Annotated in this window: 13 protein-coding genes; 6 read left to right on the top strand and 7 right to left on the bottom strand. The window is 37.5% G+C overall.

The features are described 5' to 3' along the window. The first annotated feature begins 66 nt into the window (after positions 1 to 66). Positions 67 to 1,287, top strand: coding sequence for an AAA family ATPase (locus AC1M9I_RS02440; protein ID WP_481610631.1), 1,221 nt, complete (start codon positions 67 to 69; stop codon positions 1,285 to 1,287). A 2-nt stretch (positions 1,288 to 1,289) separates the two neighbouring features. Continuing rightward, a complete protein-coding gene (locus tag AC1M9I_RS02435; RefSeq protein WP_481610630.1) occupies positions 1,290 to 2,036 on the top strand; it encodes a hypothetical protein in 747 nt (248 codons plus the stop codon). Positions 2,037 to 2,076: 40 nt separating this feature from the next. On the opposite strand, the gene AC1M9I_RS02430 is transcribed toward AC1M9I_RS02435, so the two are convergent. Together AC1M9I_RS02430 and AC1M9I_RS02425 are read right to left on the bottom strand one after the other, a co-directional pair. After that, entirely contained in the window at positions 2,077 to 3,123 is a 1,047-nt protein-coding gene (locus tag AC1M9I_RS02430; RefSeq protein ID WP_481610629.1) for a molecular chaperone DnaJ, read from the bottom strand. A 58-nt stretch (positions 3,124 to 3,181) separates the two neighbouring features. Then, positions 3,182 to 4,843 (bottom strand): sensor domain-containing diguanylate cyclase, encoded by a 1,662-nt coding sequence (locus AC1M9I_RS02425; RefSeq protein ID WP_481610628.1) that lies wholly within the window; start codon positions 4,841 to 4,843, stop codon positions 3,182 to 3,184. A 309-nt stretch (positions 4,844 to 5,152) separates the two neighbouring features. Between AC1M9I_RS02425 and AC1M9I_RS02420 the strand changes: the two genes are divergently transcribed. Further along, positions 5,153 to 5,830, top strand: coding sequence for a YetF domain-containing protein (locus tag AC1M9I_RS02420; protein ID WP_035266694.1), 678 nt, complete (start codon positions 5,153 to 5,155; stop codon positions 5,828 to 5,830). 82 nt (positions 5,831 to 5,912) lie between these two features. Here AC1M9I_RS02420 and AC1M9I_RS02415 read toward each other — a convergent pair whose 3' ends face one another. Then, positions 5,913 to 6,905 carry an NAD(P)H-quinone oxidoreductase gene (locus tag AC1M9I_RS02415; RefSeq protein ID WP_035266693.1) on the bottom strand — a complete coding sequence of 331 codons (993 nt, stop codon included), beginning with the start codon at positions 6,903 to 6,905 and terminating at the stop codon, positions 5,913 to 5,915. Between the two features lie 131 nt (positions 6,906 to 7,036). Here AC1M9I_RS02415 and AC1M9I_RS02410 point away from each other — a divergent pair, with 131 nt between their 5' ends. The 3 genes from AC1M9I_RS02410 to AC1M9I_RS02400 all read left to right on the top strand — a co-directional run bounded on the left by AC1M9I_RS02410 (position 7,037) and on the right by AC1M9I_RS02400 (position 12,610). Beyond that, positions 7,037 to 7,327, top strand: coding sequence for a hypothetical protein (locus AC1M9I_RS02410; protein ID WP_481594399.1), 291 nt, complete (start codon positions 7,037 to 7,039; stop codon positions 7,325 to 7,327). Between the two features lie 138 nt (positions 7,328 to 7,465). After that, on the top strand, positions 7,466 to 9,925 hold the full coding sequence (locus AC1M9I_RS02405) for a glycerophosphodiester phosphodiesterase family protein (protein ID WP_481594400.1): 2,460 nt from the start codon (positions 7,466 to 7,468) through the stop codon (positions 9,923 to 9,925). Between the two features lie 264 nt (positions 9,926 to 10,189). Next, on the top strand, positions 10,190 to 12,610 hold the full coding sequence (locus tag AC1M9I_RS02400) for a glycerophosphodiester phosphodiesterase family protein (protein ID WP_481610627.1): 2,421 nt from the start codon (positions 10,190 to 10,192) through the stop codon (positions 12,608 to 12,610). A gap of 56 nt (positions 12,611 to 12,666) precedes the next feature. Here the strand turns inward: AC1M9I_RS02400 and AC1M9I_RS02395 are convergent, their stop codons facing one another. The 4 genes from AC1M9I_RS02395 to cysN form a co-directional block, all read right to left on the bottom strand. Beyond that, positions 12,667 to 13,542 carry an SDR family oxidoreductase gene (locus AC1M9I_RS02395; protein WP_481594402.1) on the bottom strand — a complete coding sequence of 292 codons (876 nt, stop codon included), beginning with the start codon at positions 13,540 to 13,542 and terminating at the stop codon, positions 12,667 to 12,669. Positions 13,543 to 13,663: 121 nt separating this feature from the next. Further along, positions 13,664 to 13,912, bottom strand: coding sequence for a DUF2798 domain-containing protein (locus AC1M9I_RS02390; RefSeq protein WP_481594403.1), 249 nt, complete (start codon positions 13,910 to 13,912; stop codon positions 13,664 to 13,666). Between the two features lie 296 nt (positions 13,913 to 14,208). Beyond that, the gene (locus tag AC1M9I_RS02385) at positions 14,209 to 14,382 is read right to left on the bottom strand and encodes a hypothetical protein (protein WP_481594404.1); all 174 of its coding nucleotides are present in this window, start codon (positions 14,380 to 14,382) and stop codon (positions 14,209 to 14,211) included. A gap of 120 nt (positions 14,383 to 14,502) precedes the next feature. Continuing rightward, complete coding sequence (cysN, locus tag AC1M9I_RS02380) at positions 14,503 to 16,119, bottom strand: sulfate adenylyltransferase subunit CysN (protein ID WP_481593905.1); 1,617 nt, start codon at positions 16,117 to 16,119, stop codon at positions 14,503 to 14,505. Positions 16,120 to 16,135: the final 16 nt, after the last annotated feature.

The raw sequence follows: 16,135 nt of genomic DNA, 5'->3' as shown, positions 1-16,135 counted from the left end.
TAAAAATGAATCTATTTAGATTTTCAAACTAACTAAATTTACTAATTATGAGTTTATTTTAAATCTATGAAAATACAAAAGTTTCAAGTAGTTGGATTGTTCGGCTGTAGAGAGCCGATACATATTAGTTTTACTGATAACATTCATGTCTTATCAGGTAAAAATGGTGCAGGTAAAACTACTATTATGAAATTAATTTGGTATTTTATTAGTGGAAACCTAGAAAAAGCCCTAATTGAAGTACCATTTAAAGAAGCCACTATTGAGACAGACATATATACTTTAAAAGTGATCGTAAATGAGGATCAAGATATCCCTTTTGAAACAACATTTTCCTATAATAATAAAAACTTATTAGATAAAGAGATTGCGAATATTAATCCTGATGAGATTAATTCCCATGTTAAGCATATTTTAACTAAATTCATTGGAACTTCTTTCTTTTTCCCAACATTTAGAAATATCGAAGGTGGATTTACAACGGAAAAATATAATATTAAACATGAATTATTCCAACATCTATTATTAAATAATAGCCAGAAAAACCCTGACAGTATTAATCTTATCGATGACTTCAGAATATTATCTAAAAAAATATCAAATAAAGATCATAAATTTATAACTTCAATTTCAGCATCAAATATTAATGAGCTTTTGATAAGTAAATATGCTGAAGTAATGTCACTTATACAACCTTATGAGGACAAAAGAAAAGAACTTTCCAATAATATTTTCCAGTCTTTTGAGTTTAAAAATGGTGAAGTTTTCTTAATTGATAGTGCTGATCAAAATCAAGTAAGTAAATTTCAAGAAGAAATTACCTCTCTTGAAGAACAAATTAATGAGTTTAGAAAACCTTTGAGAAGGTTCCATGATTCGATTAAATTCTTCCTGAAAGATTATAAATTCCACTTTGGGCATAGCGTACAATTTACACGACTCGATCAAAAAAATGACCAATCCAAAAGAACTAAACTACAGGAACTATTAGGAATAGTTGCTCCAGAATCCTTATTAGATATCAGTATATTATCTGCTGGTGAAAAGCAAATCTTATCCCTAATTGGTTATAATGCGATTTACGATAATACAATCTTCTTTATTGATGAACCTGAAATTAGCTTACATGCTGATTGGCAAAGAATTTTATTTCGAATCCTTATGAAGCAAAATCCATCAAATCAATTTATTATTAGTACTCAATCTCCATTTATTTATAGTAAATATCCAAAAAATGAAGTATGTGTAGATTCACAACTTGATCGTGGTGATTCTGAGGGAGTCTGATAGTGAGCAATGATGATCAAGATATTATTGATGGCTTTGTGGCCCAAATTGAAGACTCCGACTTATTAACTATTATTATTGAGGGGAAAGATGATTTAGCTGTTTATAATGAATTTGAAGATATTTATGGTTTGAGTGAACCTTTAGTTTCTGTTTTACCTGTTGGTGGTAGAAATACTGCTTTAGGAATATTCAGAAAGCTAAAAAATACTGAACATCTTAATAAAACTATTTTTATTGTTGATAAAGATCAATGGGTGATTAAAGGAATCGAAGAAGAATACATTCATGATCGAATCATTTGCACTCATGGCTACTCTTTTGAGAATGACATATTTATTGATGGTAATTTAGAAAATGATTTAAAATCTAAAAACCCTTTAGTCTTTAATAATGAATTACCCATCCTTTTAAAATGGTATGCTTTAGAAATGGATAGAATCCAACATAATCGCAATACATATAATCTTAAAGCTCATATTGATAATATTTTTAACCAAGAAGCAAATTTTACAACTCCTCTAGAAGGAGAGACTTTTCCTACGGAGATATACGAAAAACTATTAATTGAATACCCTCAACTTTTAAGAGGGAAAACATTATTACTTTTTTATAATCGTGTGATGAATAAAAGAGATGGGTATGAGAGATCATATACCTCTAAAGCAACCATAGAAAATGTTTGTAAGCATAAAGGTTCTTGTCTACAAAGTATTTTCCAGAAGGTTGATAATCTAGTAAAAGCTTAATACCAGTCCTCTCCCAAAGGGAGAGGGAGAAAAGCGACATTTATAGAACTTGATGCTTCAACAACATCTCTAACCCACTCTCTTTCCCCATAAAACTCAGTCTTTGCTTTTCAGCTTTCAGCTGTTGCTTCACCGCAGACACATCCGCATCAATCTGCTTATACAACTGCTCAATATTCATTTGCCCATTAGTCTTCTGCACCGCAATTTTGGCTTTGTTTGACCAAACCAATGAATCAATGAATTCTTGAATCTGCTTTTTTAAGGCTTGGCTTTGTGCTTCTAAAGCCTGCTGATAAAACTTCACTTGCTCCGCTGTTAAACCTTTATTTGAACCATTTTTACTTTGCTCAACTTCAAGCTGAAGTTTAAGTAAAAAGAACAAATCTTCCTGCTCGTATGCCTGATTGGCACGTTGTAATAGCTCGGTCTTTTCGGCTTTTTTCGATTCATCAGGTTCACGGTCAGGGTGAATAATCGAGGCAATCTTTAAATATACGGTTTTTAGCGATTGATTCACTAACTTTTCTGCTTCGGCTTGTTTATCTTGCTGCCATTTAAGTTTGGCTTGCTGCCTTGCTTGTTGATACTGCGCTTTGTCCCATAACGAATCGTCATCAATCGTTGAATCATTTTGTTCACCATGAGCATCTGGTGCTTGACTAGATTCGAAGTTGTTCTTTTTATCTTGCTTATTTCGTGGTTGAGCAAACACCTGTTCAAAATAAATATGTAATTTTTTAACTGTCTCAAGTTGAGTTTCATTGAGCATATTTGATTTGCTCAACATTTGGGTCAAGTTAAAACACTTCTCTTCTACAACCTTTTGAGACGACTTATTTAAATCACTTTGACTTAGGCTATTCCATAAACTTTGTAATTGCTGAAACAGCACTTGATAAACATCACGATAGACAGGAATAAGTTTCTTCTGCGTGTAGGCACGAATTTCTTCTTGGGCGTGTTGCCATGCGGATAATTGTAACTTTTGTTGTTCAATCTGATCAATCAAAATCCTCAACTTATGATCTTGAGGAACTTGAACAAGTTGTGCAAAAGAACTGGATTGAATTTTGAATGAAGTCACGTTAGGTGCTTAGTCCAATGAGAGAATACTGAGTTTAGCAAAATGTGGATGCTTTATTTTAAACATCGATCACAGTTTGATTTCGACCATTGGCCTTTGCTTGGTAAAGATGTCGATCTGCTCGTTTAAGAATGGCATAAGCATCAGCATCATTGAGATCAGTCACACTGACTCCAATACTGACAGTCAAAGTTTTCTCTACCACAATAACAGCTTGTTCCACCAATGTACGAATTTTCTCTGCCAAAATTTGCGCACCCATCAGATGTGTTGCAGGCAATAAAATTACAAATTCTTCACCACCATAACGTGCCACAAAATCGGTTTCACGCGTTGCTTGATCAAGGATTTTTGCTACTTGTTGTAACACTTGATCCCCTTGATCATGACCATATTGATCGTTGACTTGCTTAAAATAATCGACATCCAATATAAGTGCTGCATAGCCAATTTGATTTCTTTTATGTTGAGCAAACCAGTATTCAAGTTGTTCGTTTAAAGCACGGCGATTGTGTAAACCTGTTAATGCGTCATGTCGTGACAATCGAATCAACTCAAGATTAGCCAATTCAAGTGCTCGAGTACGCTCTTGAACCTTCCGCTCTAGTGATTGGTTTGCATCAAGTAATTGTTGTTTTTGTTCCAATAAGGTTTGCGTCATGCTTTGTAGAGAATGTGATAATCCTTGGATTTCACGGATGCTGCTTTGACTATGAAATGCCGTATGCACGTCTCCCTGTTCGACCGCATAAGCCGATTTGGCTAAAGCCTCAATGGGTCTGCTCAATTTATTGGCAAGTTGATAAATCACATAAAAGATAAACAGCGAGACGAATAAACCAATCAGAAAGATTTTGAACTGCAAATCACGCATATCAGCCAAAGCAATCGCCAAAGGTTGACGAATAACCACATGCCAACCAATATCACTTTTAGTCTCGGACTCCACCGCAATATTTGCTGTTAAGAAATCCTGTCCTTCATTCCAATCATCAATATAATAAAGTGCATCGTTGACTTGAAATTGAGGTGGCTGGACTCGTCCAATACTTTTAAATGGATACAGCAGTTCACCCTGTTTATTTAAGATAAAGACTTCTATGCCACGCTGAGATGCTGTTTGAGATAAAGCTTTATTGAGAATATGACGTGCCCACTCCCAATCTGCATGTGCAGCTAAGACTCCTTTTAATTTTTGAGTATTTGGATCATAGATTGGTGTTGCGAAATCAATGAAACGCATCGGTTCATGAGGATTTAACGCTTGAATTTTTTTTGCCAATAACACAGCTTCATGCACATCACCTAAGTACGTACCCTGTAAACCTGCCTTAAACCATGGCCGTGAAGAAACATTTTCACCTTCAAGAATACCATCCGCAGCGATTTGAACATCACCGTTTAAATCCGTTACCCCCATCCAAGCATAATAGACATACGCATTTTTGACTTGTTCCAAGCGTGTACGGACACGTGGATCATCTAGATTTGCTTCTGAAAAGAAAGGAGATTGGCTGAGCAGCACCATTTCGCGCTCGCGTTCGGCAAGAGAAGTTGCCAAGGCATTACTGATATTTTTTGCTGCGACATGTAGGGTCTGTCCACTGGCTTTAGCCAAGTGCTGAGATGCGATATTTCCAATATACAGCGATACGCATATCCCAAGGATAATGGTTAACCCAGCAAATATGAACAGAACGCGATTACGGAATGAATCCAAAATACACCTTAACTCTTGGTTAAACACCGAAACATGCAACCATAAGAATATAACAGAATATTACAAATACATAACAAACATTTCAGCTCATTGTAATGAATAAAAAATGCCAACCTTATCTCATATATTCAGAATCCTGATTAACATTAACAACTGTAATTCCACTCCCTATCTTTTAAACAACATGATTTAATGTTCAATTCACGCACCACATCTACATAAAGTCATAATAATTCGACAATAATTCTGTATTTCTTTTTTTTGGCGCTTGATAGCTTAAGTTGAATCACCTAGAAAATTGAGGAACAAATGGATTTTGCTTCTATCTTTTTTTACGACACCACATGGGTATTTGTTTTCGAGATTTTAATCCGATGTGTGGTGATGTATTTACTGATCATTCTGTTTCTTCGTTTGACAGGCAAGCGAGGGGTTAGACAACTCTCCATCTTTGAAGTTGCCATTATTCTTTGTCTTGGATCAATTGCTGGAGATCCAATGTTTACGGAGGATTTACCCTTAATTCAAGCCGTAGTCGTCATGAGTGTGATCATCTTACTTTACCGCACCACAACGTGGTTAATGATGAAATATCAGCCTTTCGAAGACTTAGTCGAAGGTAAATCCTGCTACATCGTTAAAGATGGCATGCTCGTCCTTGAAGCATTCAAGCGAGGTAATATGTCGCATGATGAGTTCTTTTCGGAAATGCGTCGTCAATCTGTTGAGCATTTAGGTCAAATTCGAGTCGGTCTATTAGAGTCCGATGGGAATTTCAGTATTTTGTTTTATCCCGATGAGCAAGTTAAATATGGCTTACCAATTTTTCCAGATCAAGCTCAATCAATATACAAGGTAAAACCTAGCGTAATATATGCGTGTACACATTGTGGATTCTGTACTGAACTTCAGCAACCACTTCAAGATTGTCCGCGCTGTTCTTGCCAAGATTGGACGCAAGCAATGAACAGTCTAAGAATTGGTTAGCAGATGAATAATCTACAGTCTGTTGGGACGAAGCAGATTATTCATCCTCAGCGCTGACTCAATCGAACATAGGTGGTTGAGATTAATCCAAGACTTTCACCACAATTTTACCAATGTGATCACCTGCATCCATTGCCAAATGAGCCGCTTGAATCTCATCAAAATTAAAAGTTTTATAAATCATCGGTAGACATTCACCTTTTGCCCATAACGGCGCAACATGTGTCTTTAAATCTTGAGCGATTTTGGCTTTTTCTGCTGTGGTACGTGCACGCATGGTTGAGCCAGTAATGGTTAAACGCTTCATCATGATTTGACCTAATTTTACGCCATCGGCTTTAGCTCCTCCAAGAAATGCGATATAAACCAAACGTCCATCACGACGTAGTATATTCAGGTTTTGAGCTAAATAAGGCGCTCCAACCATATCTAAAACAATATCTACACCATTTTCTTCCGTCGCTTGCTGAATGACCTGTTCAAAGTCTTCCGTTTTATAATTAATTGCATGCGTCAAATCTTGAATTGCTTTTAGTTTCTCATCTGAACCAACAGTCGCAAAAGTTTTTAAGCCAAATGCGTTACACAACATCAATGCCGTTGTTCCAATCCCACTGGTTCCGCCATGGATTAAAGCCGTTTCCCCTGCTTTAGCTTTGCCCATTTGAAAAATATTCGCCCAAACGGTAAAAAATGTTTCTGGAATTGCAGCAGCTTGAATATGACTCACCCCTGCAGGAATATTAATCAGCTGAGATTCAGGCACCACACAGTATTCCGCATAACCACCACCATTGGTAAGTCCACACACTTGATCCCCCACCTGATAGGCGTTTACCTCAGCCCCTACTGCAACGACTTCCCCTGATACCTCTAACCCAGGTACAGGTGTGACCCCTTTAGGCATTGGATATAAACCTTGGCGCTGTAAAATATCAGGACGGTTAATGCCGAAAGCATGTACTTTCACCAAGACTTCATTGTCTTTAGGTTGCGGAATATCAACCGTTTCATAAGCCAACTTCTCAACGCCGCCTGGTTCAGTAATGATCACATGTTGCATGCTTTGTGCCATAATCAAATCCTTTATTTACAATACTTTTCATTCATTTCAATCAATTTCATCATAGTTGATCACATTGATAAAGTCCTGTATTACTTATGTATAAGGATGAAAACGAATCATTATTTTTTGGGGAAAATAATATGCGTTACTTGCTGCAATTTATTTTGCCATGCAGTTTTGCTGCCTTGGTCATCATCTGTTGGACTTTTTTGTTAAGTTTTCCATGGGATTCAGCAGTAATTGCGATGATCTACTTCCAAATTGGGCTGGTGTTGTTATTGCTATACATTGAATACGATGCGAGCAAAGTGGATGGTGCAGCAGGTTGGACTTTTTTATTTTTCTGTTTTTTTGAAATGATATTGTTCGTCGCTTTGGGGATCATTCGTGTCATTATTGGTGGATGGCAAGTTTTAAATCTTTTATTTTGAACCTTGCCTCAGACACGAATATTAAAATAACTCAATAATACAAAAAAAGCTTCGTATTTTTCTGATTTACAAAGGAATTGTAACCTTAATATCTTAGATTTTAAGGTCGTCATGGATCGTACACTCGAGAATTTTAAAATGAAAAAGCAGACTCTAGTTGTCACACTATCGCTCATGCTCGGTTTAGCAGGATGCTCTGGGGAAGATCAACCTAAATCAACCTTACCAAATACCCCTGAGCCACCCATACCAATTCAACCTGAAGATCCAAAACCATCCCTACCACCAGATCTCGAACCTGAAACACCGATCAATGTTCCACAACCAAAAACGTATTTAAATCTGGATTTTACTGAAATTTATTCAATACCTTCTGATTGGAATATCCTGACTTCAAATTCAGGTAGCATTCAATTTAAAGAAGGTGCCTTACTGATTGATGGTCGCAAAGATTTAACCAAACCCACCACCATCATGTTAAGTTCGGATTTTCAAAAGCTTCGCAACTATAAAATTGAGTTAGAATTTGAATACCTTGAGCGTAATAACGGTACTCGTTGGGGAAGTATTATTTATAGAGCTTCAGATGTGTTTGCGCAACCTGAATATACACCATACTACCAATTTGCTATTCGTGCAGATGCATCTGCTTATAATGGTCTAGAACTCGCACTTAGACGCTCAAATAACACATGGAATGTCATCAATACATCCAAATTCGAATCAAACATCGCTTTAAATACACCTTATAAGGCTACAGTTGTTGTTCATAATCAACGTGTTCGTCATTACTTGAATGATCAATTGGTTTTTGATGGTGAATTACCCATCAACCTAAACCAAGGTGCCATTGGACTTTCAGCAGCAGGATTGCTGATGAAGGTCAACACAATACGGGTGATTGAACAACTTGATGCTTTCCCTACTCAAGATCGGATTACAGATGTCATTGATCACAAATATCCAGTTGCAATGGCGCCTGCTTTAGCACAACCAGCCGACTCATTAACAAATGATAACGCTCATACCGCCACTTATATTGCTTACCAACTTGATGAACAATTATTTTTAAAAGATTTCGACAATAAGACCTCGATGCACCTTAGAAGTCTTCTTTCTGATCAAACCAAAAGAACACTTCCTCTTCTGCATATCAACTCTGAAAAGACACTGGCTGAATTAAGATCTTTATCTTCAGATTATGATTTTAGTGATGTCACGCTAGTCTCTGATGATCCATATCTATTAAGAAAAGCGCGTGTGGAGATTCCAGAAATCCGTACAGCATTGGATTGGTCTGAAAAGTTCAATTTGATTTCAGATCAAAATAGTGTTGTGAAAATTGCACAGGCAACCAATACATCACTTTCTAAAATTGTGATTTTACCAGCCCATTTGGTTCAATCTCATCTGGTTGCACACTTGCAACGTTTATTGATCACACCTTGGGCAGGTTTTACCCACAATACTTCTGGACAGACCAGTCCTAAACTTGATGCCTATCAAGCTGCTGAGATATTAACGACAGGAGTGAATGGCATTTATACGCTTCAGCCTGAATTATTTCATTCCATCATGCGCTCAATGGCGCCCAACACCCTACTTCGTAAACCGCTCATTACAGGTCATCGTGGAATTCCATCTCAAGTTGATGAAAATACCCTTGAAGGTATTCTTAAGGCGATAGAAGTTGGCGCTGATGCCGTGGAATATGATGTCTATCTGACGAAAGATGACCATGTCATTTTAATGCATGATAAATCGGTTTTACGCACAACGGGTATCGCAAAAAATATTGAGAACATGACGCTCGAAGAGGTTCGTAAACTTAAAACGACCGGGCAGCGACTTGCCATACCGACGATGGATGAAGTATTGGCTGCAGTAGTTGAAAAATACCCACATGTCACCAATTTTATCGAGATTAAGAGTGCAAAACCCGAAATAATTTCAAAAATTAAAGATTTACTTGATAAATATGATGCATATGGTCAAGTGATTGTCATAAGTTTTGATGGGCAACAAATTCTTCAAATGAAGAACACTCTAAAAGGTGTATCAACGGGTTTATTGGTATATCCACCAAAGGAACAAACTACTTTTCTAAACGTTCGAAGAATTTTGGAAACAACACGACAATTTTCTTCAACATTTAATCCGAATTATAGTGGTTTGAATCAGGACGTCATGTATCTAGCAAGTTTACGTGGTGTAACCTTCTGGCCTTGGACGTTCCGTTTAATAAAAAATGATTTCTATCGTATGTACATTCAAGGTACACATGGGTTGACCACAGATTATGCACAAGATGCATCAAATTTTGTGGTCAAAATTGAAACTCCACGACAAATATCAGCAACTGTTGGTCAACCTTTACAAATCACTGGGCAAAAATTAACGCAACTGGGTCAATCTAGTTACCAAAGCTTCAATACGATGCTCGTACTACCAGGCTCTGCAAAATATAGTCTAAATGGTCAATCTGTGAGTTTCAGTGAACGTGGTACTGCCTATGTCATGCCAAGCTACCAATACACCATAGCACCCAATTTCACCTATACCATCTATGCAAAACCCGTGACTGTGACCATTCAATAAGCACATCACATTGATATTTGGAGACCAATTCAGTTCGCTGAGTTGGTTTTTTTCGAAAATCGCATTTTCCCTTATCTTTTCATAAGATTTCAACTGGACTTTTAATGATGTTCACCGCTTAAACACGACAGTATTTAAAACTGATGAATTTCATAAATATTTAATATGTAATATTTTTTTTACTTTATGACAAATCCATAGAATTGTCATTTTACGTACTTAGATTGTGTCTCGCTTAGGGACATACTTTTCGAGTACTTTTTAATGATGAAATTTACAACACTGACGTCAGCAATATTATTAACATTAAGCTTAACAGCTTGCTCCGATGATGATCAAAAAAACGCTGTATCAAATCCAGATCAAACGGAAAATCCTAATCCATCTCCAGAACCTGAAACACCAGAAATTGAAGTTCCTGTACCCAAAATACTTTTTGAAGAAAATTTCAATGCTTTAACTGCTATTCCAAACAATTGGACTCAACTTCGTAGCAATCCTGGGAATATTGAGGTTAAAGATGGAGCACTAATCATCAATGGTACGGCGCACAATACACAAATGACGACCATTATGTTGCCAAATGAACTACAACAACATCGTAATTATCGTATTGATATGGATTTTGCATTCTTAGAAAAAAACAATGGTGGTCGTTGGGGTAGCGTGATTTATCGTGCCGCTGATCAATATGCTGATCCAGCTTTTACGCCGTATTACCAATTTGCATTTCGTGCTGATGCATCAGGTGAAAGTGGCCTTGAACTGTCTATCCGTCAACCTAGCAACACATGGAATGTTTTACAGAAATCTGCACATAAAGAGAATTTTGAGTTAAATAAAACCTACAAAGCAACAGTCATCGTACATGGCCAACGCGTACGCCATTATATTAATGATGAACTCGTACTCGATAGCACGCTACCTTACAATTTAAATCAGGGTGGCATTGGCATTTCTACAGCTGGCGCTTTGATGCGTGTAGATTCAATTAAAGTGACTGAGCAACTTGAAGCCCTACCAGAGTCTAATCGAGTTACAGATCTAATCGATCAGCAATTGCCAGTCTCTATGGCACCAGCACTCGCTCAGCCTGCTGGCGCAACTACACTGAACTCAGCTCCATTAGCAACTCATGTTGCCTACCAACTGGATGAGCAACTCAATCTTCTTAACCAAGATCAAAAGAAAATTACTCATTTAAAAGATTATTTAAATGATTCAACACGACGTCATATTCCGCTATTAACGATCAATTCAGAAAAAACAATTCGTAATCTGAAAACGTTGACAGAAAACTATGATCTCGCTGATATCACCTTGGTGTCGGATCAGCCTGAACTCTTACGTAAAGCTCGTGTTGAAATCCCTGTATTGCGTACAGCACTCGACTATTCAAAACAATCTGGTTTAACCAATAGTAAATCAGATATTGTAAAAATTGCTCATAATACCAATTCTTCTTTATCAAAAATTGTCATTTTACCGCCGCACTTAGTGCAATCAGAAGTCGTATCTCATCTACAACGCTTATTAATTACACCTTGGGCAAGCACACTTCATCCAGATCAAAAAGATGGCATTGATGCATTCAAAGCAGCTGATATTTTAAGCACTGGGATTAATGGGATCTATACACAACAGCCAGATGTTTTCCAAAACATTATGAAGCAGATGGCACCGAATACCCTGTTAAGAAAACCCCTCATCACAGGCCATCGTGGCATTCCAGCTTTAGAGGATGAAAATACTTTAGAAGGAACAATTAAAGCTATTGAGGTGGGTGCTGACGCAGTTGAATATGATGTTTATCTATCGAAAGATGGTCATGTTTTCCTGATGCATGATGGAATATTAACTCGTACCACAGGTGATAATAGAAATACTGAAGATCTTACCTTAGCTGAAATTCGTCAGTTACGTACGATTCCCAATGGTCGCCCAGTTCCAACCATGGATGAGGTTTTGGCTGCAGTCAAAAAATACCCCCATGTGACCAATTTCATCGAAATTAAAAGTGCTAAGCCTGAAATTGTAGCGAAGATTAAAGAACTTTTAGATAAGCACAATGCCTATGATCAATCGATTGTCATCAGTTTTAATGGTGATCAAATCTTACAGATGAAAAATACCTTACCGGGTGTTTCTACAGGCTTCTTAACGAGTACGCCGAACGCACAAAGCAATATTGTAAACACACGTCGAATATTAGACGCGACTCAAAAATATTCTTCTACATTTAACCCGTCTTTTGCAGGATTAAGCAAAGAGTTAATGTCAATGGCGAGCTTACGTGGCGTAACTTTCTGGCCTTGGACATTCCGTACCAATAAAGATGATTTTAATCGTATGTATGTACAAGGAACACATGGCTTAACCACCGATTATGCTCATGAATCTTCTGATTTAGTCGTCAAGATCAATACTCCAGGTCAAATTACTGCGAAAGTGGGACAGCCTGTTGTTTTTAGTGGAGAAAAAGTTACTCAGATAGGTAAGGCTTCAGCACAAAACTTTAATTCAATGATTGTTCTGCCTGGTTCTGCCAAATATAGTAAAAATGGTCAGTCGATTACGTTTAGTGAAAAAGGCAAAGCCTATGTCATGCCGAGCTATCAATACACGATTGCTCCGAATTATAGCTACACCCTGTACGGTAAACCCGTCACAGTCACGATTCAGTAAGAAACTTTAAATTTACATGCCCAATTGTTAAGTTTAAAGCTTCAATTGGGCATTTCTTATTTTTTTAAATTTTGAATCACTTCGGGTAAAAAAGAACGGTGAAATCCATCATAGGCTTGATTATTCTCAGCCGGACTTAATGGAAATATACGTGTGCCTTGAGAAGCTGCGCCATCAATCCGTATCGTGACACCCGATATAAATTTAGATGCTTCAGACAATAAATAGACGATCGCTGATGACACCTCAGCTTCTGTTCCCATGCGTTGCAAAGGAACTTTCTCCGCCATACTTGGAATCACTTTTTCAGCCATTTCACCAGTATATGTATCCATACCTGATGACAAAATCCATCCAGGTGCTACGGCGTTCACGCGAACTCCTGATTTACCCCATTCGACAGCAGCTGTCTTGGTCAGATTATCGACCCCTGCACGAGCTGCGCCTGAATGTCCCATATTCGGCATACCTCCCCACATATCAGCAGTCATGTTGACAATACTTCCACCATGCTTATTCATCCATTGATTGTAAGCTTCGCGCATAAGATAGAATGTAGCGTGTAGATTGTTTCGAATGACAGCATCAAATCCATTGGCTGAGATTTTTTCTAAATGCGCTGGAAATTGTCCGCCTGCATTATTCACCAAGCCATCAATTCGTCCGAATTTTTCAATTACTTCGCTAATCATGGCTTTCACTTGTGCTTCATCACGATTATCACAAGCGATGCCATAGGCTCTGCCACCATCCTCCATGATTTCAGCAACAACTTTATCGAGTTTTTCTTGGGTACGCCCTGTAATAATCACTTGTGCATCCAATGATGCAAGCTCATGAGCTGTACAACGTCCAATACCAGAACCACCTCCTGTCACAATGATGACCTGATTCTGAAATAAGTTTTCCTTAAATACTGAGTTATATGTCATGCCAATCCTTAGGTTGTAATTTTTATCAACTTGCAAAATTATCCCGATTTTTTAACAGTTGCAAGATCATAGAATTTTATAATTGTTGTTTTAAATGCTAATCAAACCTTTCATTCAAGGGCTATGGTATCGTTTTTACAAAACGCATTAAGATTTTTCTTACCACAGGTAAAAATATTAAGATCAATGGAAATGCGATTAACCAAGACATTGCCCACGTCTTTATCCAGACCACCCAGATCCCATCAAAAAATCCACGATTCATTACAATATTAATTAAAGAAATTGAACCACTCATCAAACATGACAAAATTAACGGCATCAGCCAATTGAGATGTTTGGGGTGAAATTTTGGGAATGCTTTATTCATTGTAGCGCCTAATCATTTCATCTCATTTAATTTAGCACCAATGCAATCACTATTCCTATATTTTTCAAGTTTCAAGCACACAAAACTAATCCAATATCGTTAAAATTTTGAACCTTGAGGCATGGTTTAATAATTTTTCTTAGTAAATGAATATTAAATAGAATGGATTAGTTTCCTTCTTAATCAAGACTCATGAGCAATAAAAAAATATTTAACTTTAAACGATGATTTTATTTTTTAGCTTTTCTACTCTACGAAAATGTTTTAAGTTTTTAGTTCAATTTTACCGTTAATCTCTATTCTTTAGATTCGAAGCATTTTTTTTGCAGTTTTTGCATAGCTTCTCTAGGCATAGGCGCTGTCATCATCTGTTGGTATTCTAAACAGGCTTTACTGGGTTGTTTTTGTTGTATCGGAGCATTAACACACGCCGTTAAGAGCATCAAAAGCAAATAAGCTACTATTTTCATAATATCTCGAATTTATCGTTAATGTTTACCCTATCTTAGCTCACTAAGACTAGTGTGGTCGTTATTAAATTTTAAATAAAAAAGCCCGCCATCAGGCGGGTTTTTTTAAATCAGTCAATCTTAAAGACGAACCAATTCCACAATCTTCTCAGCCAATTCTTCAGCAGCTTCTACTTCAAAACTTGCATCCGTACCTGTTGCAGTATCAGTAATGACCACCACTCCAGTTTCACGTAATAATGCAACTTGCTCAGCAGTTAAACCAGCTTTAGCAATCGCGACAACACCTTGTTGGATCAATAAGCTTTCTAATACTTGTGCATTCACAATTGCAGCATTTGATACAGTTACCGCAGCAGGTTTTTGACCCAAACGCGCCGCACGTGCTTCTGATGTTACAGGCTCATTATGTGCAGTCCATTCAACTGCCTCTTCAACCATACCTGCACCAACAGTTACGTTGCTTAGGCGGTCAATAAAGATAAATGAACCTGTGTAACGGCTGTCTTGGTAACGGTCAAATACGACTGGTGCATCAAATTCAATCGTTACATTCGCAATCGCATTCAGCTCTAAGTTTTCAACTTGAACTTTTTCAAGCGTATTTACGTTTGTACGGAAGTTAATTGCTGTTACCTTAGCAGGAACAGTTTGCGTACCAATCTTCACGTTATATAACTTACCAATCGCAAGCGGTTGATCTGCCATCCATACAGCAGTCGCTTGGACAGAACGAGAAATTGAAGGTACTTCTTGATCCGCACGTACAAGTACGTTACCACGAGAAATATCAATCTCGTCGTTTAACGTTAATGTCACTGCTTGACCAGCAACTGCACGTTCTAAGTTACCATCAAAAGTAACGATTTCTTTAACTGTAGATGATTTACCTGATGGCAACGCAGTAATCGTATCTCCAACGTTGATATCACCTAATGCGATCGTACCGCAGAAACCACGGAAATCGAGGTTAGGACGGTTCACATACTGTACAGGGAAACGGAAGTCAGCTTTAGCTGAAGTACGATTAATCTCTACAGATTCAAGCGTACCCATCAAAGTTTCGCCTGTGTACCAAGGTGTATTTGGTGATTTGTTTACAACGTTATCACCATTTAACGCAGAAATCGGCGTAAAGATGATGTTAGATGGTTTACGATCGCCAAGTTGTGCAACAAAGCCTGCGTATTCTGTTTGAATCTCATTAAAGCGTGCTTCAGAGAACTCAACCAAGTCCATTTTGTTGATCGCAACAATAATGTTCTTAATACCAAGTAAGCTTGCAATATACGTATGACGACGTGTTTGCGTTTGAACACCGTAACGCGCATCAATTAAAATGATCGCAAGGTCACACGTAGACGCACCTGTAGCCATGTTACGTGTGTATTGTTCATGCCCCGGAGTGTCGGCAATAATGAACTTACGTTTTTCTGTAGAGAAATAACGGTAAGCTACATCAATCGTAATACCTTGTTCACGCTCTGCTTGTAAACCATCTACAAGTAACGCTAAGTCAGGTGCATCACCTGTTGTACCGACTTTTTTAGAATCACGTGTCACTGCTTGCAATTGATCTTCATAAATCAATTTTGAATCGTAAAGTAAACGACCAATTAAAGTTGATTTACCATCATCTACGTTACCGCAAGTCAAAAAGCGTAATAAGTCTTTATTTTCGTGTTGTTTTAAATAACCCAAGATATCTTGGCTAATCAAATCTGATTGATGAGACATGGCTCATAGCTCCACA

Source organism: Acinetobacter sp. ANC_7553, assembly GCF_056779895.1.
The sequence above is the reverse complement of the archived record's forward strand: the minus strand, read 5'-3'. Positions and strand labels throughout refer to the sequence as shown.